Below are 19,302 nucleotides of genomic sequence, written 5' to 3' on the forward strand. Positions count from 1 at the left end.
TCCTGATCGCTTACCGAGCCCGAGTCCCGGCCAGCCACGCTTCGCGCCGGCGCGGTGACGCTCGGGACAGCCAGGCGTCCTCGACGACCTCGGCCAGTTCCTGCCGCGTCAACGAGCCCAGATGCGCGGCGCGGATCAGCACCGACAGGTGGCCGTCGAAGTGCGGAGTGGTGAAAAACGGGCTGTCCGGGTCCTGGACCAGGGCCTGCTTGTCCGATTCGGACGGCACCCAGAACACGATCACGTCCGGATACCGTTCGCCAGTCTCCGGGTCAAAAGCGTCGGGTCGCGGCGTCCGGAAGAACACGAACGACTTGCCGCCGACCTGGTAGACGGGGTTTTCCTGCGAGCCGCGCACCACCGTGACGTGGGGCATCCCCAGCGCCAGCTCGTGCACGTCCTCGACCCGCGCTCGCATGACCCCCACGATACGTCAGGTATGAACAGGGCATGGTCACGCTGGATCGGCTCGTCAACGTCCTCGGTGGGTACGGCGCGCGGTTGTGCTGCTGTCCCGTCGCGCGCGAAACGGCGCTGCGGGACGTCGTGATGGACGACCCCGCCGACCCGCGCGAGTTGCGCGGCGACGTCTACCTCGCGGTCGGCGTCGATTCGGTGGCGGAAGCCGTCGAACGGGCCGCTCAAGCACGGGCATCGGTGGTGCTGGTGCGGGGAGTGACGCCGCCGGGACCCGAGGTGGACAGCCAGGTCGCGGTGCTGCTCGTGGACCCGGAAGTGTCGTGGGGACAGCTCGCCGGCGTGGTCTACGGCCTGGTGCTCGAAGGCCGCGAGACGGAATCCGGCCGCGGGCCGACCGACTTGTTCGCGCTGGCCGACAGCCTCGCCGACGCACTCGGCAGCGCGGTCACCATCGAGGACCAGCTGTCCCGCGTGCTCGCGTACTCCAGTCGTCAGCAGGGCGCGGACCGCGTGCGGCTGGAGACGATCCTCGGGCGGCGAGTGCCGGACCAGGTGCGCGAGCTGTTCGAGCGCCGCGGCGTGTTCGCGCATCTCGCCGTTTCGGACGAGCCGTTGTTCGTCGAGGCCGATCCCGAGCACGGGCTCACCGGGCGCATGGTCGTCGCGGTCCGGGCCGGACGCGAGACGCTCGGGTCGATCTGGGTGGAGTGCGAGGAGCCGCTGTCCGACGTCCGGCGCACCGTCCTGCACGACAGTTCCCGCACGGTCGGGCTGCACCTGCTGCGGTCGCGAGCGAGCGCCGACCTCGAACGGCAGGTCGAATCGGACCTGGTGATCCGTCTGCTGGAGGGCACTCCGGACGCGGCGGCCGTGCTGAGCAGGCTCGGTTTGCCGCCCGGCCGGTTCCGCGTGGTCGCGCTCCAGGCGCACATCGCCGACGAACGGCACGCCGCGCTGCTGCTCGCGTTCGAGCGCGCGACCACCGGGTTCGGCTGGTCGCGGCCGGGCCGGAGCACGCTGTTCAGCAACACCGTCTACACCGTTCTGCCCGGTGAGGACGTCGAAACCGCCCGCGCGTGGATCGGCGGGATCCGCGACGCGCTGCCCGCGCAGGTCACGGTCGCGGCGGGGATCGGCGCGCCCGCGTCCACCGCGGACCTGCCCGCGAGCAGGCGGGAATCCGACGAGTGCCTGGCGCTGCACGACGTCCGCCCGAAACCCGGCGCGACCGTCGCGTACGACGAGTCCTGGGACGACATCCTGATCCTCCGCCTGCGCGCCGCGGCGGCAGCGGGACGAGCCCCGGCGCGCGGTCCGATCGCCGATCTGGCCCGGCACGACGCGGCCAACTCGACCAGCTACGTCGCGACCCTGCGCGCGTGGCTCGAGACCCAGGGCGATCTCACCGAGGCCGCCGAACGGCTCGGCGTGCACCCCAACACCATCCGCTACCGGCTGCGGAAGATGGCCGACGTGACGCCGCTGCGGCTCGATCTGCCCGCGAAACGGCTGGCGATGATCATCGAACTGGCCGTCGCCGACCCGCAGGATTGACCGATCCCGACAAACGGACCTGATCCGTTTGGCCGAACTCGACAAAGCCCGTCCGCTGGATCCGGGTCATCCTGGCCGCACCAGCACAACCAGCGGCACGGCATCGGCGGAGGAACACATGGGCGATCTCGACCGGAAGGACGGCGGGCCGCGTTCGGCGATCGTGGTCGGCGCGGGCATCGTCGGCCTGTCGACCGCCTGGTTCCTGCAGGAACGCGGCGTGCGGGTGACCGTCGTCGACCGCGAGGGCATCGCCGCGGGCTCGTCCTGGGGCAACGCGGGCTGGCTTTCGCCCGGGCTCGCGATCCCGCTCAACGAACCCGCGGTCCTCCGCTACGGCCTGCGCACCCTGCTCGACCGGCAGGCTCCGCTGCACGTCCCGGCCACCCCGGACCCGCGGCTGTGGCAGTTCCTCGCCCGCTTCGCGGCGAACTGCACCCACCGGTCCTGGAACCGCGCGGTGCGCGCGAACCTGCCCTTCAACGAGGAATGCCTCGAAGCGTTCGACATCCTGACCGCGAACGGCGTGGACGCGCCGACCATCGACGCGCCCATCACCGCCCTGTTCGAGACTGCGGACAAGGCGCAAACGCTGGTCAAGGAACTGGACCGGCTCGGCGACGCCGGGCAGAAGGTGTCCTGGACCCAGCTCGCCGGACCGGAGCTGCGCGAGCACTTCCCGCAGGTCACCGACCGGATCGGGGCCGGCATCCGGCTCGACGGCCAGCGGTACGTCGACCCCGGCCGGTTCGTCGAATCGCTCGCCCGCGCGGTGGTCAGCCGCGGCGGCACGATCCGGCACCGGTTCGAGGTCGCCGCGATCCGCCGGCACGAGTACGCCTACACCGTGCTGTCGGCGAACGGGCAGACCGTCAACGCCAACGCCGTCGTGCTCGCGACCGGCGCGTGGCTGGGCGAGTTGGCGCGCAAGTGGGGCGTGCGCGTACCGGTGCGCGCCGGTCGCGGGTACTCCTTCACCGTGCCGACCGACGAGCCGGTGCCGAGCCCGATGTACCTGCCCGACATCCGGGTCGCGTGCACGCCGTACCAAGGCGGGCTGCGGGTGGCCGGGACGATGGAGTTCCGCAAGCCGGACGACCCGCTGTACCCCGCCCGCGTCGACGCGATCATCGCCTCGGCCCGGCCGCTGCTCAAGGGCCTGCGCTGGGACCAGCGCACCGACGTCTGGGTCGGCTCGCGCCCGGTCAGCGCCGACGGGCGGCCGGTGATCGGCCGGACCGGCGCGCCCGGGATGTACGTCGCGGGCGGGCACGGCATGTGGGGCCTGTCCCACGGCGCGGTCACCGGGAAGCTGCTCGCCGAGCAGATGGTCACCGGCAGGCTCCCGGAAGCGCTGCGGCCGTTCGACCCGCTGCGGTGACCCGCGCGTGTCCGCCGAACCCGTCCCGCTGACCGGCGACGAGCACGCCGAACTGCTCTTCCTCCGCGCGGAGAACGCCTTGCTGCGCACCGAAAGGGACATCCTGGTGAAAGCAGCGGGCTGGTTCGCCGCCGACGCCGGCGTGCTCGACCGCCGCACCGAGCCCGAGCCCCGCTGACCGCCGCGGGACTCCTCGAAAGTCCGTGGGGGCTGGACGCCTCCTGCTTGCCCGGCCCCCACGGACGTCATCCGAAAGGCACCTCTCATGTCGACGACCTCTTCGCGTCCCTGGCTGACCGCCGACGCGCACGCCCGCCTCGCCGCGGAACTCGCTGACCTGCAACGCGAACCCGACCTCGACGAGGGCGCGGGCGAACACGACCGGCTCGACCGGCAGCAGCACCGGCAGGCACGGATCCGGCAGCTCCAGGACCTGCTGCAGAACGCGGTCGTCGGCGAGGACCCGCCCGACGACGGGGTCGCCGAGCCCGGGATGGTCCTGACGGTCCGCTACGACGACGGCGGGACCGAGACGTTCCTGCTGGCCGCGCGCGACGAGGTGGGCGGCGGGCTGGAGGTTTACTCGCCGGACTCGCCGCTCGGGCGGGCGTTGCATGGCGCGAAGCCGGGGGAGCAGCGCGAGTACGAGGTGCCGAGCGGCGCCCTTGTGCGGGTGACGCTGGTCGAGGCTTATCCCTACGGCCGCTATCGAAACGACGGCTGACCCCCGTTTTGTGATTACCCTGACTGGTGTGACCGACGAAGAGCTCATCATCGAGTTCGCCCTCGCCCGGCTCGACAACCCGAGCCTCGACCTCGAGGAGGTCGCGGCGCTGCTCGTCCGCCGCGCCGGACCGGAACGCATGCTCGACTTCGCCGCGCGCAACCTCGAGACGCGCGGCGAACTGCGCGCCGCGATGTTCGAGTCGGCGGTCGAACACGTCTTACGCGTCGTCCTGACATTGCGCGGCCCGGCTGACTGAGCTGTGGACAATTCGCTGACCTGCGTGGACAGCCCCGGGCATTGACCGTGGACAGCGAGCGGTTGAGGACAAAACGGACGGCGCGCTGGGATGAGTGCACCGGGATTTCCCGGCTGTACTCCATTCCGATTCGTCCGAGGGGAACACCCATGAAGATCGGCAAGACGCTGATGGCCGCCTCCGCGCTGGGGATCGCACTCGCCGGGATCGCCGCGCCCGCCGCGTCGGCGGACACCGCGGCTCCGGCGAGCGCGCAGAGCAAGCACACCGCGAGCATCAAGTGCACGAAGCCGTCCGGGAAGAAGGCCAACTACTCCTGGGGCGACGGGTTGACGAACGTCACCGTCTACTTCAACAACCACTGTTCGCACAAGGTGTCCGCGGGCATCGTGCTCAAGGACATGGACGGCGCGCTGAGCGTCCAGTGCATGACCACCAACGGCGGCACCAGCGGCAAGAAGAAGTTCCACATCGGCGCGGACCACACGGTCGCGCGCATCCAGAAGGGCTGCAAGCTCTGAGCCTCCGCGGCTGATTCGCCGGGCGGGCCCGGGGCTGCGCCGCCCCGGGCCGCCTGGCAACCTCCAAGGGTCGATGTCGATCATTGGAGGTGTCATGAGCGAGCCCGCGCCCGGGCAGCCCGGGGCCCGCCGGGGTCGCAAGCACATCGTGCCCGACGCCGGCTCGGGCCCGGTGGCCCGTTTCGCTTGCGCTCTGCTGGACCTGAAGCGGGAAGCGGGCGACCCGTCCTACGACCGCATGCGCACGGAACTCGGCGCGGCGGCGTCGAAGTCCGCTCTTTCGGCCGCCACGCGCGGCCGCAGCGCGCCGTCCTGGCCGACGACCTGGGAGTTCGTCCGCAGCCTCGCGGTGACCGGCCTCGGCCGCGACGAGGAGACGGTGCGCCGCGAGTGGCTGGCGCGCTGGGAAGAGGCGGCCGAGGGGCAGTCGGGGTGGGGCTCCGACTCGGCAGAAGGCGCTTCGTCCGCCGGTCAGCCCGGTGCGGGGGAGCGGATGCCGTCGGCGGGCGAACCTTCCTCCGCGCCGGAACCGCCGCCCGATGCCGATCCACCCGATGCCGATCCGGCTGTGCCCGCTCCGTCCGCCGTTCCCGCCGAACCGGCCGCTGTCCCCGCTGCGACCGCCGTTCCGGCTGCGTCCGCCGCCCCCGAACCGGCCGCCGCTCCGGCCGCGGCCAAGACCCGCCGCTGGGGTTCGATCGTCGTCGCCGCGACCGTGCTGGTCGTCCTCGGACTTGTGGCCGCCGTCGTGGTCCTGGCCACTCCGTCCGCCCGCGACAAGGAAGCCGCCGCCCCGCACTACCCGCTGCCCGGCGACTCGTCCGGCTTCGGCGGCGACGGCCTGCCCGGCGACGTCACCTTCCCGGACGGCGCGAAAGCCCGCTACGGCCAGACGTTCACGAAGATCTGGCGACTGAAGAACACCGGCTCGGTCCCGTGGCGCAGCCGCTTCTTGCAGGTCGCGGGCGGCACCACCGTGCTGTGCCCGTCGCCGCCGCGCGTCCCGGTCCCGGACGCCGAGCCAGGACAACTGGTGGAGGTGAGCGTCCCGGTGACCCCGACCGGCACCGGCGTCTGCCACGTCCTGTGGAAGATGGTCGACGAACGCGGCGCGCTCGTGTTTCCGGACCGGACCGGGATTTTCTATCAGGTGACCGTCGCCGTGGAGTAGCCGAGAACGCGCCCGAAGTCCTTTTCGGACTGTCCACAATCGCGCGTCGCCGCAGGTCACCGCCCTGGGCAAGAAAACCGTACCCTTTTTCCCGTTCGCTCGTTCCGTTCCCGCTGATTCCATTGTGGACAATTTCCGCCCGCCCGGAACCCGGTCGCGGGACGAATTGGCGGACCGGGAATGGCGGCGCCAGGGGCGGTAGCGGTCACATTGCGGAGGGTGGTCAACGAATACCCTCCGCAGGATCACTCCTCCGGGTGGGGCGAAGGGCAATCCGCCATCGGGGCCTCGGTTCCGGTAGCTCAGCGTGAGAAAACCGCGGAGCGAGCGCCGCGTTACATCACTCTTTAGTGGTGAAATTGCGATAATTGTGGTCACCGGAACCGGCGGGCGGGCGCGGTGCGCGACGGATCTTGCTTTGCGTTTCCCGGGCGTCTTGATAATGTCGCGGCCTGCCAGGGACCGACAGTTGTGCTCGGTCACGCGTGGATTCGGGGATCCGTGCGGCGGCTCCATTCTTGATGTTCGGAAGGACAATTCATGCGTTCTGCCCTGCTGCGCGGACGGACCGTCGCGGTCGCCGTTCCCGCGCTGGCTTTGCTCGCCGCCGCCGTCGCCCCGCCGGCGCTCGCCGCCGACGCGCCGGCCGGCTCGGCCTACGGCGCGTCCGCCTCGGTCTCGCTGCTGCCCGGCGTGCTCGGCGACAAGGGAATCACCGTCGACACCGGCAAGATCGCGCCCTCCTCGACCGAGGGCCCGGAGTCCGCGCAGGTGGTGAACGTGCCGCTGAAGGGCCTGGTCACGGCCAAGGTGATCAGCAGCTCGGCGAAGCAGGACGGCAGCAACGGCCCGGTCGACGCGAAGGCCTCGATCGTCGACGCCGCGCTCCCGGTGCTCGCCCCGCTCGCCGGCTCCACCCCCAAGGCCCGCGTGATCAGCTCCGAGTGCAAGTCCACCCCGGACGGCATCACCGCCTCGTCCGAGCTGGCCGGCCTCGACCTCGGCAAGATCGGCAAGCTCCCGGTGTCGACCAAGCCGAACCAGAAGCTCGGCATCGACGGCGTGCTGCAGGTGATCGTCAACGAGCAGATCAAGCACTCCGACGGCAGCCTCACCGTCAACGCGCTGCACGTCAAGCTGCTCGGCGGCACCGCCACCGGCGCGCTCGGCAAGGGCGACATCGTCCTCGCCTCGGCCACCTGCGCCAAGGTCGCGGGCAACCCGACCACCCCGCCCACCACGCCGCCGACCACCCAGCCGAGCAAGCCGGGCACCCCGCCCGCCGAAGGCCCCGGACAGGTCACGGTCGTGCCGGTCGGCGCGCCGGAGACCGGCGACGGCACGCTGGCCGCGGTGACCGCCCGGTGACGCGTTCCCGGTTCGGGCTTTTCGCGCTGCTGCTGGCTTTCGTCGCGAACTTCGCCCTCCTCGGCTGCGGTTCGGCGGATCAGGCTCCGCCGGCCGCGGCCCCGGCGAGTTCCGCGGCGGCCGCGCAGCAGGTCGCGGACCCGGTCTCGCTCGACGTTCCCAGCATCGACGCGCATTCGTCGCTGGTGCCGCTCGGCCTCAACGACGACAAGACCGTGCAGGTGCCGCCGGTGGACCAGCCGCTGCAGGCGGGCTGGTACCACTTCGGGCCCAAACCGGGCCAGGTCGGACCGGCGGTCGTCCTCGGCCACATCGACGGCAACCACCAGAAGGGCATTTTCTGGCGGCTGCACGAGATGAAGAAGGGCGACAAGGTCGTCATCGGCCGCAAGGACGGGTCGAAGGCCACGTTCACGGTGACCAAGGTGGACCAGATCGCGAAGAAGACGTTCCCCACCGAAGCCGTGTACGGCAACACGACCGACTCGCAGATCCGCCTGATCACGTGCGGCGGCGCGTTCGACGCCGAAAAGAAGAGCTATCTCGACAACATCATCGTGTACGGCACGCTCGACAGCTGAGCCGCACAGATACCGGGGCCTCGTCGTTTCGCGCTCGGGCGAAGCGGCGAGGCCCTTCTGTCATTCCCCGGAGAGCTCCTCGGTGGCGGCCCGGCCCGCTTCGGCGGTGCGGCGCAGGAACCCGGCGATCAGCATGAGTTCGTCTTCGGTGTACCCGGCGCACAGGTCGTCCATCGCCGAGTTCATCCCGCCGTACACCCGAAACAGTTCCTGCGTACGGCCCGGCACCGCCCGCACGGTGACCGCGCGCCGGTCGGCCGCGTCGGGATCCCGTTCGCGCACCACCCATCCGCCGCGTTGCAGGCGGTCGAGAATGCCGGTCACGGTCGCCGGGTGCAGACCAGCGCGGCGGGCGAGCGCGCTCGGGCTCAGCGGTCCGCCGGTCGAGATCAGTTCGAGGCAGTCGAGGTCGACGTCCTTGAGCTTCAGCCGCCCGCCGACCTGGTGGTTCAGCAGCGACAGCTGATTGCGCAGTTCCCGCAGCGACTCCTTGAGGGCCACCGTGGTGCGCCGCCTGCGCCGCGCCGACTCCGTCCCGGATGCTCCGGACGCCATCTGCTCCGCCCTCCCGTTTCTCGCTGGTCAGCGTAGCCGGGTCAGGCGGCGGCGAGCAGCGCTTCCCCGGCCGGGGTCAGCACGGCGGGCACCGGCTGCCCGAACGGCCTGGATTCCCGCGCGCGCAGCAGACCGGCGCGCGCCAGCGCGTGCGCGGTGAACTGGTCGCTGCACGGCAGGCCGTCCACGAACAGATCCGGCTCGCAGCTGCAGGTCAGCCGCCCGCGCCCGGCGGCGACGGCACGCAGCATCGAGATCCCGCGGCGGGTGACGGTGGTGTCGGTGCGGTTCATGGCTGCCTCCTCGAAGCTCGCTCTCACCGATACGTCGAACGAGCCGCGCGGATTTCGACCTAACCTGACGGGGAAAAGCGGACCGGAAGAACACGGGAGCCCCCATGCTGATCGACGACCTGCACACCGTCCTGCCGGACGACCGGATCGTGCGGGACCCCGATGTGCTGCGCAGCTTCGCGCACGACGAGGCGGAGTGGGCCCCGTACGGCGAACCGGCGGTCCTGGTCCGCCCGCGCACCGCGGACGAGGTGCAGGCGACCGTGCGGCAATGCATCAAACACGGCACACCGGTGGTCCCGCGTGGTGCGGGAACCGGACTGTCCGGCGGCGCGAACGCGTTGGCCGGCTGCGTCGTGCTGGCGACCGACCGGATGACCAAGATCAAGGAGATCGACCCGGTGGAGCGGCTCGCCGTCGTCGAACCCGGCGTGGTCAACGACGATCTCCGCGCGGCCTGCGCGGAACACGGGCTCTGGTATCCGCCGGACCCGGCCAGCTCGCCGTGGTCGACGATCGGCGGCAACGTCGCGACCAACGCGGGCGGCGTGTGCTGCGTGAAGTACGGCGTGACCCGCGACTACGTGCTCGGGCTGCAGGTCGTCACCGGCACCGGCGAACTCGTCCGGCTCGGCCGCCGCACCGCGAAGGGCGTCGCCGGGTACGACCTCGCCGGGTTGATGGTCGGTTCGGAGGGAACGCTCGGCGTCATCACCGAAATCACCGTGCGGCTGCGGGCGAAACGCGCGACGGAGGCGACCGTCGCGGGTTACTTCGACTCGACGGTCGCGGCGGGGGAAGCAGCGGCGGCGATCCGCGCGGCCGGGATCGTGCCGTCGGCGCTGGAACTGGTGGACCGGCATTGCCTCGCCGCGGTCGACGCCTGGAAGAACATGGGCTTGTCCGCCGACGCGAACGTGGTGCTGCTCGGCCGCAGCGACGTGCCGGGCGGGCACGAGGCCGCGGTGATGGTGGAGTGCTTCGAGAAGGCGGGCGCGACCTGGGCCGCGCAGTCGACCGACGAGGCCGAGGCGGACGCGTTGTTCGCCGCCCGGCGGCTGGCGTACCCGGCGCTGGAACGGCTCGGCCCGGTGCTCACCGAGGACGTCTGCGTGCCGACGCATCTGGTGCCGGAAATGCTCGCCCGGATCGATCTGGCGGCGCAGCGGCACAATACGCAAATCGCCAATATCGCGCATATCGGCGACGGGAATCTGCATCCGCTGCTGATCACGCCCACCGGGGACGACGACGCGCAGCGCCGCGCGCAGGCCGCGTTCGACGACATCGTCGCCGACGCGCTCGAACTCGGCGGGACGGTGACCGGCGAGCACGGGGTCGGCCTGCTGAAGCGGCCCGGTCTCGAAAAGGAGCTGGGACCAGCGGTTCTCGACCTGCACCACGCGGTCAAGAACGCCCTCGACCCGCACGGGATCCTGAACCCCGGAAAGGTCGTCGGCGGTCCCGTCCAGCGGTAACTCGACCGAGTGAAAGTAAACAGTCCACAAAGGATAGTCATCCGTTTGTGACCCTTGTCTCCCAGTCGTTTTCTTTTGTTGGTTGCCTACCGCAAGCAACTTGCTTAGCCTAGCTAAGGGAACGGCTGGGAGAGGGGTTTTCGACAGTGGCGGAGCGCAGGACGTATTCGATCGCGGAACTCGGTCCGCGGTACAAGTGGATCGCGCTGTCCAACACGACGCTCGGGATGCTGATCGCGACGATCAACTCGTCCATCGTGCTGATCGCGCTGCCCGACATCTTCAAGGGCATCGGCATCAACCCCCTGGAACCGTCGAACACGAGCTACCTGCTGTGGATGATCATGGGCTTCCTCGTGGTCACCGCGGTGCTGGTGGTGGCGTTCGGCAGGCTCGGCGACATGTACGGCCGGGCCAGGATGTACAACCTCGGCTTCGCCGTCTTCACCGTTTCCTCGATCATGCTGGCGATCACCTGGTTCGACGGCGACGCGGCCGCGCTGTGGCTGATCGGCTGGCGGATCGTGCAGGGCGTCGGCGGCGCGTTCCTGATGGCGAACTCGTCGGCCATCCTCACCGACGCCTTCCCGGCCAACCAGCGCGGGCTCGCGCTCGGCATGAACGGCGTCGCGGCGATCGCGGGCTCGTTCCTCGGCCTGGTCGTCGGCGGCGTGCTCGCGCCGGTGAACTGGAACCTGATCTTCCTGGTGTCGGTGCCCTTCGGCGTCATCGGCACGATCTGGGCGTACGTCAAACTGCACGACACCGGCGTCCGCCAGCACGCGAAAATGGACTGGTGGGGCAACATCACCTTCGCGGTCGGCCTCATCGCGGTGCTGGTCGGGATCACCTACGGAATCCAGCCGTACGGCACGTCGCAGACCGGCTGGGGCAGCCCGATGGTGCTGTCCTGCCTGATCGGCGGGGTCGCGGTGCTGATCGCGTTCGTGGTGATCGAGACGAAGGTGCCGAACCCGCTGTTCCGGCTGTCGCTGTTCCGGATCCGCTCGTTCAGCTGGGGCAACCTGGCGAACCTGACCGCGTCGCTCGGGCGCGGCGGGCTGCAGTTCGTGCTGATCATCTGGCTGCAGGGAATCTGGTTGCCGCAGCACGGTTTCACCTTCGAGCAGACGCCGCTGTGGGCCGGGATCTACATGCTGCCGCTGACCATCGGCTTCCTGGTGGCCGCGCCGACGTCCGGCATCCTGTCCGACCGGATCGGCAGCCGCGCGCTCGCCTCCGGCGGCCTGGTCATCACCGCGCTCACGTTCCTGTTGCTGACGCTGCTGCCGGTGAACTTCGACTACTGGGCGTTCGCCGGGATCCTGCTGCTCAACGGCATCGGCATGGGCATGTTCTCCTCGCCGAACCGGGCCGAGGTGATGAACAGCCTGCCCGCCGACGCGCGAGGCTCCGGCGCGGGCATGATGACGACCTTCCAGAACGCGGCGATGGTGCTGTCGATCGGCTTCTTCTTCAGCCTGATCATCGCCGGCCTGTCGGACCACCTGCCGATCGCGATGTCGCAGGGCCTGACCCAGCACGGCGTCCCCGAGGCGGCCGCGCAACAGGTCGCTCACCTGCCCGCGGTCGCGGTGCTGTTCGCGGCGTTCCTCGGGTACAACCCGATCCAGCAGCTGCTGGGCGGCCAGCTCGCCCACCTGCCCGCCGACCAGGCGAGCTTCCTGACCGGACGCAGCTTCTTCCCGAACCTGATCTCGGGCCCGTTCCAGGACGGCCTGGCGGTGGCGTTCGGCTTCGCGATCGTGGTGTGCCTGATCGGCGCGGTGGCTTCGCTGCTGACGAAGGACACGAAGAAGTCGTCGGAGTCGGTGGGCGAGGAACTGGCCGCGGTGGCCGGGGAATCCGGCGGCGGGCCTAGCGAGCTGGTGTCTCCGCGGAGCGATCGGTAGCGGGCCACAGCACGGCTTGGGCGACGATGACGTTCTCGCCGTTGAAGGTCAACGCGGGGCCCTCGTGCAGGCGATAGCCGAGCGCGAGGGCTTCGCTGACCCGGCGGCAGAAGGCGGCGTCGTCGGGACCGGTGAGGACTCGGTAGACGGGGAGACCGTCCGGGGGTGTGCTCATGCGGTCATGATGTCGTGGGCGGCGATGCCGGTTCTCACCGGAGTGCCGCTCACGAGGCCCTCCGCACCATCCACGCCGTCCCCAGCGCCCCCACCGCTCCCACGCTGATCGCCGCGAATCCCAGCCGGAACGCCGCGTCGACGTCCGGCAACCGTCCAGCGATCAGCACCGCGAACACCGCGCCCCCGAGCGAGCCGCCCACCCGCAGCAGGATCGTCACCTGCGCGGCCGCGTCCGGAAGCCGGGACGGTTCAACAGTCTTGTAAGCCGCGATCCCCATCGGCATGCTCACCAAAGCCACCGAAGCCCCATACCCGGCAAGCAGAATCTGCACGAGCACACCCGGTGCGTCCACCGGCAGGAACGCGAACGGCACCGTGCACACCACCGCCAGCACCGCGCCCACCAACGCGACCGGTGCGGCGCCGTACCGATCCACCGCTCGCCCAGTCACCGGCGCGATCGCTGCCGTAGCACCGGCGAAACCGAGCAAACTCAGGCCGGTGTCAACGAAATCCAGGTGCCGACCCAGCTGGAAATACAACGTCACCACGATCCCGCTGCCGAAGATCAGCGCCCCGTTGAAAGCGGCGGCGAGGCTGGCGGCACGGTAAAGCCGGTTGCGGTACAGGGAAAAGTCCAGCAGCGGACGCGGATGCCGTCGCCGCACGAACCACACCAGCAAAACGAGACCGGGCACCAGAATCGGCCACTCGAGTTGTCCGGTGTCGCCCCAGGTCGTGATGGTGTAGAGGACCAACGGCAGCCCGGCAGCGATCAGGGCCAGGCCGACGAAATCGATCCCGCCAGGGTTCTCGCGAGAGCCGCGGGGCACGTACCGGAGGCCGAGAACCAGGCCGACCGCCCCGATCGGCAGGTTGATCAGGAACAGCCACGGCCACGAAAGCCCGTGCAGGATCAGGCCTCCGGCGAGCGGGCCGAGCGCGGGCGCGACGCTCACCGCGATCCCGAGCGTCGCCATCACCCGGCCCAGCCGTGCGGCGCCGACCTGTTGTCCCAGAACGGTTTGCCCGGCCGGGATCAGGACACCGCCCGCCAAGCCTTGCAGGAACCGGAAAGCGATGAGCAGCACGACGTCCGGCGCGGCAGCGCACAAGCCGGACGTCACGGTGAACGCGGCCAGCGCGACGAGCCACACGCGGCCGGCGCCGAAACGTCGCGCGAGCCAGCCGGTCAAGGGGAGCGACAGGGCGAGCGCGAGCAGGTAGCCGCTCGCGATCCATTGCGTCACCGAGAGATCCGCGCCCAGATCGCTGCTGATCGAGTCGAGGCCGATCGTCACCACGGACGCGTCGAGTCCGCTCGCGAACGCGCCGAACACGATGATCCAGCAGATCCGCCACGTCGCGCGGTCGATCGGAGCGGCAACCGTGGTCATCGCGAAGCTCGCAGGGTGCGCAGCGCGGTCGACCAGTCGACAAGTTCCCCCAGCATCCGGGTCAGGATGCCTTCGTGGTGCTCGGCGGGAGTGAAGGTGCCGGGCTCGGCCATGTCCGGGATGGCGAAGTCGGTGAACAGTCCCAGCGCGACTTGCGAGCGCACGCAGGCGACCTTCACCTCGGCGAGCGTCAACCGCAGGTGTTCCACCGCGCGCGTGCCGCCGTTGGTGCCGTAGCTGACGAAACCGGCGGCTTTGTCGGCCCATTCGGAAAACAGGAAGTCGATGGCGTTCTTGAGCGCCGCGGGCATGGAGTGGTTGTACTCGGGCGTCACGAAAACGTAGCCGTCGAAGCCGTCGATCAGTTCGGCCCAGCGCTGGGTGTGGTCGTTGCGGTAGCCGCCGAGCGCGGCGGGCAGCGGTTCGTCCAGGAACGGGAGGTCGATTTCGGCGAGGTCGAGCACCCGCACGTCGGCCCGGTCGCCGAGGAAGGCGGCGGCGCGGGCGCGGGTCCATTCGGCGACCTGCGTCGCCCGGCGGCCGGGGCGGGTGCTTCCGGAGACGACGGCGATGCGAAGCGGAGAAGTCATGCCCCGAAGGTACAACGATCGTTGTAGTTTTTGCAACGGTCGTTGTACTTCGGCATACTGAGCCGGTGCGGACAGACAAACAACGCGCTCTGCTCGACGGCGCCCTGCGGGTGTTCGCGCGGGACGGCTACTCGCGCGCCAGCATCGACGTGCTCGCGGCCGAGGCCGGCGTCTCGTCGCGGACGATCTACAACCACTACGGCGACAAGGCCGGGCTCTTCCGCGCGGTGATCCTGGACAGCTCGGACCGGGTCGCGCAGCGGCAGATCGCGGTCGCGGACAAGCTCCTCGGCCGGATCGCCGACCTGGAGGCCGACCTCGTCGAGTTCGGCCTCCAGTGGGCGAAACGCGATCCGGAAACCGAACCGCACTGGGCGCTGGTGCGCCAAATCCAGGCGGATTTGGACCACATCGCTCCGGAAACGGTCGCCGCGTGGAAGGAACGCGGCCCGACCCGGGTACGGCTGGCGCTGGCCGGGCATCTCCGCAGGCTCGCCGCGGAAGGCCGCCTCGAGCTGGACGACCCGTCGCTGGCCGCGGTGCACCTCGTGCAGCTCACCGCGGGCAGCGCCGCCGCGGCCGAACAGGGGGAGGACTGGGAAGCGCTGGTCCGGTCCGGCGTCGGCGTTTTCCTGCGCGCTTACGCGCCGGGCGTCACCAGCCGAAGCTGACCGAGCGGATCTTCACTGGACGCGAATCCTCGGATATCGATATGACGAGCTGAAGGGTTTTGCGGGCTGATGCTTACCTGTGCGGAGGTGGAGAAAGTTGTCATGGACGCTTCTCTGTCGCACGACGAGATGGAGGAGCGGCTGCGAGAGTGCGAGGATCTCGGGGCTTGCGTCGAACGCGGGTCGCAGCGGTTTGTGAATTACGACGTCGCGTTGGGGGCGATGGATGCGTTGCTGCATATCGACACGCCTGAGTCGAGGGCGGTGATCGCTTCGTTGGCGGACGATGACCGTGTTCAGGTGCGTGAGCTGGCGCGGGATGTCGTGGCCAACCCCGACGAGTATTGGTGAGGCGAGGGTTTCGGTTCCCGTACACGGCCGGTTCGTCGGCGTCTTCCTGCGGGCCTGCAGGCTCACCAGCCGAAGCTGACCGAGCGGATCTTCACCGGGTGCTTGGGCGCTCCGTCGAGCGGGCCGTTCGGGTCGGTCGGGATGATGCCGTCGGCGACCATCCGGTCGAGGACCTCCATGCCGCGCACCACCTTGCCGAGCACCGAGTAGTTCGCCGGGATGTGCGCGAACGAGTGCACGATGAAGAACTCGGATCCGTTGGTGCCGGGGCCCTGGTTGCCCATCGCGACGGTGCCGCGCTCGTAGGTCTCGGCTCCGGTGACCTCGTCCGGGAACTTGTAGCCCGGTCCGCCCTTTTCGACCTCGTAGATGTCGCCGCACTGCAGGACGCCGAGGCGCGCGGAGTTCGACAGCCGCCAGCACTGCGAACGGTCGTAGAAGTGCTGCAGCACCAGGCTGGTCATGTTCGCGACGGCGCACGGGGCCGCCCCGGCGCGGTTGAGCCGCACGGTGACCGGGCCGTAGTTGTAGTGGAAGGTGACGTCGACCGTCCCGCGGGTGAGCGCGAACGGCAGCGGACGCAGCACGGGACGCGCCGCCGGGTTGTCCGGCGTCGGCGTGAAGGTGCAGCTCACCACCGGCGGCTTCACCGCGGGGGCAGCGCTGGCCGGGGCCGCGGTGCACAGGGAAAGACCGGCGATGACGGCGGCCGCGAGCGCGGCCCAGCGTGGCTTCATGAGCCCGGAAACTAGCGAATCCGGGGCCGCCCGCGCCAGGGCTTACTTGCGCCAGGCGGTGCGGCTCTTGCGCAGGTCGAGCAGCAGGAGCAGGACGAGGAACGCGGCCAGTCCGACGAGCCACACGTTCTCGGTGTTGTTCTCGTGGTTGCCCTTGATCATCACCAGCAGGATGGCCGCGGACACCCAGCCCGCGATGCGGGTGGCCTTCGGGAACGAGCCGTGCCAGCCCCACTCCGCCGACGGCTCGTCGCGCGGGTCGACCTCGGGGCGCTTCTCGACCGCCTTGCCTGCCACGACCACTCCTTCAAACCGCCTGACGTTGTGCCCTCGCATGATCCCACACCGCTGGCCGCCACGCGGACACGACCCGGGCCATAATGCTTGCTGATGACTACTTCGCGAAGCATCCTCGTGCTGGGCTCCACCGGGTCCATCGGAACCCAGGCGCTCGACGTCGCCGCACGTAATCCGCATTTGTTCACCGTCTCCGGCCTCGCCGCCGGAGGTTCCGATCCGGCGGCGCTCGCCCAGCAAGCGATCGCGCACGAAGTAGCGGCCATCGCCGTGACGAAGCCCACGGCGGTCGAAGACGTGCAGCTCGCGCTGTACGCCGAGGCCCAGCGCAGGGGGTACGCGAAGGGCGAGTTCCGCCTCCCGCGCATCCTCGCCGGCGCGGACGCGGTGGCCGAGCTGATCGAATCGGTGCCGGTCGACGTCGTGCTCAACGGGCTGCCCGGTTCGCAGGGCCTCGACCCGACGCTGCGCGCGCTCGCCACCGGCGCGACGCTCGCACTGGCCAACAAGGAATCCCTCATCGCCGGCGGTCCGCTGGTGCTCGCCGCGGCGAAGCCGGGACAGCTGGTGCCGGTCGACTCCGAGCATTCGGCGATGGCGCAGGCGCTGCGTTCCGGCGAGGACAACGAGGTCGCGCGGCTCGTGCTCACCGCGTCCGGCGGTCCGTTCCGGGGAAAGAAGCGCGCGGACCTCGGCGAGGTCACCGTCGAACAGGCGATGGCGCACCCGACGTGGTCGATGGGCCCGCTGATCACCATCAACTCGGCCACCCTGGTGAACAAGGGCCTGGAGCTGATCGAGGCGTCGCTGCTGTTCGGCATCGAACCCTCGCGGATCGACGTGACGGTGCACCCGCAGTCGATCGTGCACTCGATGGCCACCTTCACCGACGGCTCCACGATCGCCCAGGCCAGCCCGCCGGACATGCGGCTGCCGATCGCGCTGGCGCTGAACTGGCCACATCGCGTGCCGGGCGCGGCCGCCGCGTGCTCCTGGGACACCGCGGCGAGCTGGACCTTCGAACCGGTCGACAACGAGGCGTTCCCCGCCGTCGAGCTGGCGCGCGAGGCGGGTACCGCGGGCGGTTGCCTCCCGGCGGTCTACAACGCGGCGAACGAGGAATCGGTGGCCGCGTTCCTGGCGGGCAAGGCATCGTTCCTGTCGATTGTGGACACGGTGACGCAGGTGGTGTCCGACGCGGACGAATGGCGGCGCGAACCCCGCGACGTCGCGGACGTGCTGGCCGCGGAGCAGTGGGCGCGCACCCGGGCCGCCGAGCTGCTGGGATGAGCGCGACCGGTGCGCGAAGCCGCGCCGGTCGATGCAACACTGGTTTCACGCTGGCGGCGGATACTTGAACCCGGAACTTTCTCGGGTGGTCTCACCGCCTGGAGCCGTGGAAGACGACGAACCTGCCGCCACCGCATCGCGGGCCGCGGCTGAGGGGTGAGGTGCAGGGCCCGTGCTTGCCTATGTGATCGGCGTGGTGCTCTTCGCGCTCGCGATCTGTGTTTCGGTCGCGTTGCACGAAGCGGGCCACATGGTCACCGCCCGGATGTTCGGGATGCGGGTCCGCCGGTACTTCGTCGGCTTCGGGCCCACGGTGTTCTCCTTCCGGCGCGGCGAGACCGAGTACGGCCTCAAGGCGATCCCGCTCGGCGGCTTCTGCGACATCGCCGGCATGACCGCGCTCGACGAGGTCACCGCGGAAGAGGCCCCGCGCGCGATGTGGCGGTTCAAGGCCTGGAAGCGGACCGTCGTGATGTCGGCCGGCTCCATCACGCACTTCCTGCTCGGCTTCATCGTGCTGTTCGTCATGGCCGCGACCATGGGCCTGCCGAACGTGGACCAGAAGCCGATCGTTTCGACCATTTCGGACTGCGTGCGCGGCGGCACCACGGTCGAGCAGGTCAACAACCCGGTCTGCCAGCCCGGCGACCCGGCCCCGGCGAAGAAGGCGGGCCTGCTGCCCGGCGACGTCGTGGTCTCGGTGGCCGGCAAGCCGACGCCGACCTGGGACGCGATGGTGACCCAGGTCAAGGCGGTCTCCGGGAAGGTCCCGGTGGTCGTGGACCGCGGCGGGAAGCAGGAGACGTTCGTCGTCGACGTGCCGAAGGTGACCCGCCCGGCCGCGAACGGCGGCACCGAATCGGTCGGCGCGGTCGGCGTCGGGGTCGCGCGGAGCATCCAGTACAGCCCGCTCGGCGCGTTCGGCGGCGCGGCGTCGTTCACCGGCGACATGTTCGCCCGCACGTGGGACGGGCTGATGGCCTTCCCGAAGCGCATCCCGGCGGTCTTCAACTCGATCTTCGGCGGCGAGCGCGACCCGGACACCCCGGTCAGCGTCGTCGGCGCGAGCAGGCTCGGCGGCGAGGCGGTCGAGGCCGGGCTGTGGCAGGTGTTCCTGCTGCTGCTGGCCAGCCTGAACTTCTTCATCGGCGTGTTCAACCTGCTGCCGCTGCTGCCGATGGACGGCGGGCACATCGCGATCGTCTGGTACGAGCGGGTGCGCGACTGGCTGCGCGGCCTGCGCGGCAAACCCGCGGGCGGCCCGGTCGACTACACGAAGCTGTCCGCGATCACGATGGTGTTAGTGGTCATCGGCGGCGGCGTCACGCTGCTCACGGTGACGGCCGACATCGTGAATCCGATCCGCCTGCAGTAACCGCGCGCACCTGGCGGGTCACGCGCGCGTTCCCGGCCGCCCGACCGGGGGTAACGCTGCTCACCGCGTCGGCTGACTTCGTTGAACCGCGCCCGGGTGGGGTGGGTACGCTGGAAGCGTGACCGTCGCGTTAGGTATGCCCGCTCTGCCCCCGCCCGTTCTCGCCGAGCGTCGCAAGACCCGCCAGCTGATGGTGGGG

23 protein-coding genes are annotated in these 19,302 nt (G+C 70.1%); 15 read left to right on the forward strand and 8 right to left on the reverse strand.

Annotation, left to right across the window (positions count from 1 at the left end):
- Positions 1-10: 10 nt before the first annotated feature.
- Positions 11-418 carry an MmcQ/YjbR family DNA-binding protein gene (locus WA670_RS32990; RefSeq protein ID WP_134668082.1) on the reverse strand — a complete coding sequence of 136 codons (408 nt, stop codon included), beginning with the start codon at positions 416-418 and terminating at the stop codon, positions 11-13.
- 32 nt (positions 419-450) lie between these two features.
- Between WA670_RS32990 and WA670_RS32995 the strand changes: the two genes are divergently transcribed.
- The 9 genes from WA670_RS32995 (at position 451) to WA670_RS33035 (ending at position 7,979) form a co-directional block, all read left to right on the forward strand.
- Entirely contained in the window at positions 451-1,974 is a 1,524-nt protein-coding gene (locus WA670_RS32995; RefSeq protein WP_238607766.1) for a PucR family transcriptional regulator, read from the forward strand.
- Between the two features lie 118 nt (positions 1,975-2,092).
- A complete protein-coding gene (locus tag WA670_RS33000) occupies positions 2,093-3,355 on the forward strand; it encodes an NAD(P)/FAD-dependent oxidoreductase (protein WP_037810386.1) in 1,263 nt (420 codons plus the stop codon).
- A 7-nt stretch (positions 3,356-3,362) separates the two neighbouring features.
- Positions 3,363-3,533: a hypothetical protein gene (locus WA670_RS33005; RefSeq protein ID WP_037810387.1), complete on the forward strand. Its 171-nt coding sequence runs from the start codon at positions 3,363-3,365 to the stop codon at positions 3,531-3,533.
- Positions 3,534-3,620: 87 nt separating this feature from the next.
- Positions 3,621-4,079: a GreA/GreB family elongation factor gene (locus tag WA670_RS33010; RefSeq protein WP_037810388.1), complete on the forward strand. Its 459-nt coding sequence runs from the start codon at positions 3,621-3,623 to the stop codon at positions 4,077-4,079.
- Positions 4,080-4,107: 28 nt separating this feature from the next.
- Positions 4,108-4,338, forward strand: a complete 231-nt coding sequence (locus WA670_RS33015) for a hypothetical protein (protein WP_037810389.1) — start codon at positions 4,108-4,110, stop codon at positions 4,336-4,338.
- A 149-nt stretch (positions 4,339-4,487) separates the two neighbouring features.
- Positions 4,488-4,859 carry a hypothetical protein gene (locus WA670_RS33020; RefSeq protein WP_051728743.1) on the forward strand — a complete coding sequence of 124 codons (372 nt, stop codon included), beginning with the start codon at positions 4,488-4,490 and terminating at the stop codon, positions 4,857-4,859.
- A 94-nt stretch (positions 4,860-4,953) separates the two neighbouring features.
- On the forward strand, positions 4,954-6,030 hold the full coding sequence (locus WA670_RS33025) for an NBR1-Ig-like domain-containing protein (RefSeq protein WP_051728744.1): 1,077 nt from the start codon (positions 4,954-4,956) through the stop codon (positions 6,028-6,030).
- 540 nt (positions 6,031-6,570) lie between these two features.
- Positions 6,571-7,398 (forward strand): choice-of-anchor P family protein, encoded by an 828-nt coding sequence (locus WA670_RS33030; protein WP_043827742.1) that lies wholly within the window; start codon positions 6,571-6,573, stop codon positions 7,396-7,398.
- Positions 7,395-7,979 (forward strand): class F sortase, encoded by a 585-nt coding sequence (locus WA670_RS33035; protein ID WP_037810391.1) that lies wholly within the window; start codon positions 7,395-7,397, stop codon positions 7,977-7,979. Before WA670_RS33030 ends, WA670_RS33035 begins: the two co-directional genes overlap by 4 nt.
- A 60-nt stretch (positions 7,980-8,039) precedes the next feature.
- Here WA670_RS33035 and WA670_RS33040 read toward each other — a convergent pair whose 3' ends face one another.
- Together WA670_RS33040 and WA670_RS33045 are read right to left on the reverse strand one after the other, a co-directional pair.
- Entirely contained in the window at positions 8,040-8,534 is a 495-nt protein-coding gene (locus tag WA670_RS33040; RefSeq protein ID WP_037810394.1) for a MarR family transcriptional regulator, read from the reverse strand.
- A 41-nt stretch (positions 8,535-8,575) separates the two neighbouring features.
- Positions 8,576-8,827 (reverse strand): hypothetical protein, encoded by a 252-nt coding sequence (locus tag WA670_RS33045; RefSeq protein WP_336160143.1) that lies wholly within the window; start codon positions 8,825-8,827, stop codon positions 8,576-8,578.
- 104 nt (positions 8,828-8,931) lie between these two features.
- Here WA670_RS33045 and WA670_RS33050 point away from each other — a divergent pair, with 104 nt between their 5' ends.
- The gene (locus WA670_RS33050; RefSeq protein WP_037810397.1) at positions 8,932-10,305 is read left to right on the forward strand and encodes an FAD-linked oxidase C-terminal domain-containing protein; all 1,374 of its coding nucleotides are present in this window, start codon (positions 8,932-8,934) and stop codon (positions 10,303-10,305) included.
- A gap of 146 nt (positions 10,306-10,451) precedes the next feature.
- A complete protein-coding gene (locus tag WA670_RS33055) occupies positions 10,452-12,218 on the forward strand; it encodes an MFS transporter (protein WP_037810399.1) in 1,767 nt (588 codons plus the stop codon).
- Here WA670_RS33055 and WA670_RS33060 read toward each other — a convergent pair.
- The 3 genes from WA670_RS33060 to WA670_RS33070 are packed head-to-tail and all read right to left on the reverse strand — an operon-like array spanning position 12,184 to position 14,382.
- Positions 12,184-12,393 carry a DUF1737 domain-containing protein gene (locus tag WA670_RS33060; protein ID WP_043827737.1) on the reverse strand — a complete coding sequence of 70 codons (210 nt, stop codon included), beginning with the start codon at positions 12,391-12,393 and terminating at the stop codon, positions 12,184-12,186. The two genes, WA670_RS33055 and WA670_RS33060, sit on opposite strands and share 35 nt — an antisense overlap.
- Before the next feature lie 49 nt (positions 12,394-12,442).
- The gene (locus WA670_RS33065) at positions 12,443-13,792 is read right to left on the reverse strand and encodes a DHA2 family efflux MFS transporter permease subunit (protein WP_199817480.1); all 1,350 of its coding nucleotides are present in this window, start codon (positions 13,790-13,792) and stop codon (positions 12,443-12,445) included.
- Positions 13,789-14,382, reverse strand: a complete 594-nt coding sequence (locus WA670_RS33070) for an NADPH-dependent FMN reductase (RefSeq protein ID WP_238607762.1) — start codon at positions 14,380-14,382, stop codon at positions 13,789-13,791. The genes WA670_RS33065 and WA670_RS33070 overlap by 4 nt, the downstream gene beginning before the upstream one ends.
- A gap of 65 nt (positions 14,383-14,447) precedes the next feature.
- Between WA670_RS33070 and WA670_RS33075 the strand changes: the two genes are divergently transcribed.
- Positions 14,448-15,053, forward strand: a complete 606-nt coding sequence (locus WA670_RS33075; protein ID WP_336160148.1) for a TetR/AcrR family transcriptional regulator — start codon at positions 14,448-14,450, stop codon at positions 15,051-15,053.
- Between the two features lie 102 nt (positions 15,054-15,155).
- Positions 15,156-15,404, forward strand: coding sequence for a hypothetical protein (locus tag WA670_RS33080; protein ID WP_134734561.1), 249 nt, complete (start codon positions 15,156-15,158; stop codon positions 15,402-15,404).
- 62 nt (positions 15,405-15,466) lie between these two features.
- Here WA670_RS33080 and WA670_RS33085 read toward each other — a convergent pair whose 3' ends face one another.
- Both WA670_RS33085 and WA670_RS33090 read right to left on the reverse strand, forming a co-directional pair.
- Positions 15,467-16,141: a peptidylprolyl isomerase gene (locus WA670_RS33085; RefSeq protein ID WP_037810408.1), complete on the reverse strand. Its 675-nt coding sequence runs from the start codon at positions 16,139-16,141 to the stop codon at positions 15,467-15,469.
- A 42-nt stretch (positions 16,142-16,183) separates the two neighbouring features.
- On the reverse strand, positions 16,184-16,438 hold the full coding sequence (locus WA670_RS33090; RefSeq protein WP_037810410.1) for a DUF2631 domain-containing protein: 255 nt from the start codon (positions 16,436-16,438) through the stop codon (positions 16,184-16,186).
- 93 nt (positions 16,439-16,531) lie between these two features.
- Here WA670_RS33090 and dxr point away from each other — a divergent pair, with 93 nt between their 5' ends.
- Entirely contained in the window at positions 16,532-17,728 is a 1,197-nt protein-coding gene (gene dxr / locus WA670_RS33095; RefSeq protein WP_134734560.1) for a 1-deoxy-D-xylulose-5-phosphate reductoisomerase, read from the forward strand.
- Positions 17,729-17,900: 172 nt separating this feature from the next.
- Positions 17,901-19,103 carry a M50 family metallopeptidase gene (locus WA670_RS33100; RefSeq protein ID WP_134668094.1) on the forward strand — a complete coding sequence of 401 codons (1,203 nt, stop codon included), beginning with the start codon at positions 17,901-17,903 and terminating at the stop codon, positions 19,101-19,103.
- Positions 19,104-19,302 lie beyond the last annotated feature (199 nt).

Source organism: Amycolatopsis sp. VC5-11, assembly GCF_037034185.1.
Taxonomy (GTDB): domain Bacteria; phylum Actinomycetota; class Actinomycetes; order Mycobacteriales; family Pseudonocardiaceae; genus Amycolatopsis; species Amycolatopsis nivea.

Coding starts and splice junctions, on each gene's coding strand:
- WA670_RS32990 (WP_134668082.1), bottom strand. CDS start 418: ATGCGAGCGCGGGTCGAGGACGTGCACGAGCTGGCGCTGGGGATGCCC.
- WA670_RS32995 (WP_238607766.1), top strand. CDS start 451: ATGGTCACGCTGGATCGGCTCGTCAACGTCCTCGGTGGGTACGGCGCG.
- WA670_RS33000 (WP_037810386.1), top strand. CDS start 2,093: ATGGGCGATCTCGACCGGAAGGACGGCGGGCCGCGTTCGGCGATCGTG.
- WA670_RS33010 (WP_037810388.1), top strand. CDS start 3,621: ATGTCGACGACCTCTTCGCGTCCCTGGCTGACCGCCGACGCGCACGCC.
- WA670_RS33020 (WP_051728743.1), top strand. CDS start 4,488: ATGAAGATCGGCAAGACGCTGATGGCCGCCTCCGCGCTGGGGATCGCA.
- WA670_RS33025 (WP_051728744.1), top strand. CDS start 4,954: ATGAGCGAGCCCGCGCCCGGGCAGCCCGGGGCCCGCCGGGGTCGCAAG.
- WA670_RS33030 (WP_043827742.1), top strand. CDS start 6,571: ATGCGTTCTGCCCTGCTGCGCGGACGGACCGTCGCGGTCGCCGTTCCC.
- WA670_RS33040 (WP_037810394.1), bottom strand. CDS start 8,534: ATGGCGTCCGGAGCATCCGGGACGGAGTCGGCGCGGCGCAGGCGGCGC.
- WA670_RS33045 (WP_336160143.1), bottom strand. CDS start 8,827: ATGAACCGCACCGACACCACCGTCACCCGCCGCGGGATCTCGATGCTG.
- WA670_RS33050 (WP_037810397.1), top strand. CDS start 8,932: ATGCTGATCGACGACCTGCACACCGTCCTGCCGGACGACCGGATCGTG.
- WA670_RS33060 (WP_043827737.1), bottom strand. CDS start 12,393: ATGAGCACACCCCCGGACGGTCTCCCCGTCTACCGAGTCCTCACCGGT.
- WA670_RS33065 (WP_199817480.1), bottom strand. CDS start 13,792: ATGACCACGGTTGCCGCTCCGATCGACCGCGCGACGTGGCGGATCTGC.
- WA670_RS33070 (WP_238607762.1), bottom strand. CDS start 14,382: ATGACTTCTCCGCTTCGCATCGCCGTCGTCTCCGGAAGCACCCGCCCC.
- WA670_RS33080 (WP_134734561.1), top strand. CDS start 15,156: ATGGACGCTTCTCTGTCGCACGACGAGATGGAGGAGCGGCTGCGAGAG.
- WA670_RS33085 (WP_037810408.1), bottom strand. CDS start 16,141: ATGAAGCCACGCTGGGCCGCGCTCGCGGCCGCCGTCATCGCCGGTCTT.
- dxr (WP_134734560.1), top strand. CDS start 16,532: ATGACTACTTCGCGAAGCATCCTCGTGCTGGGCTCCACCGGGTCCATC.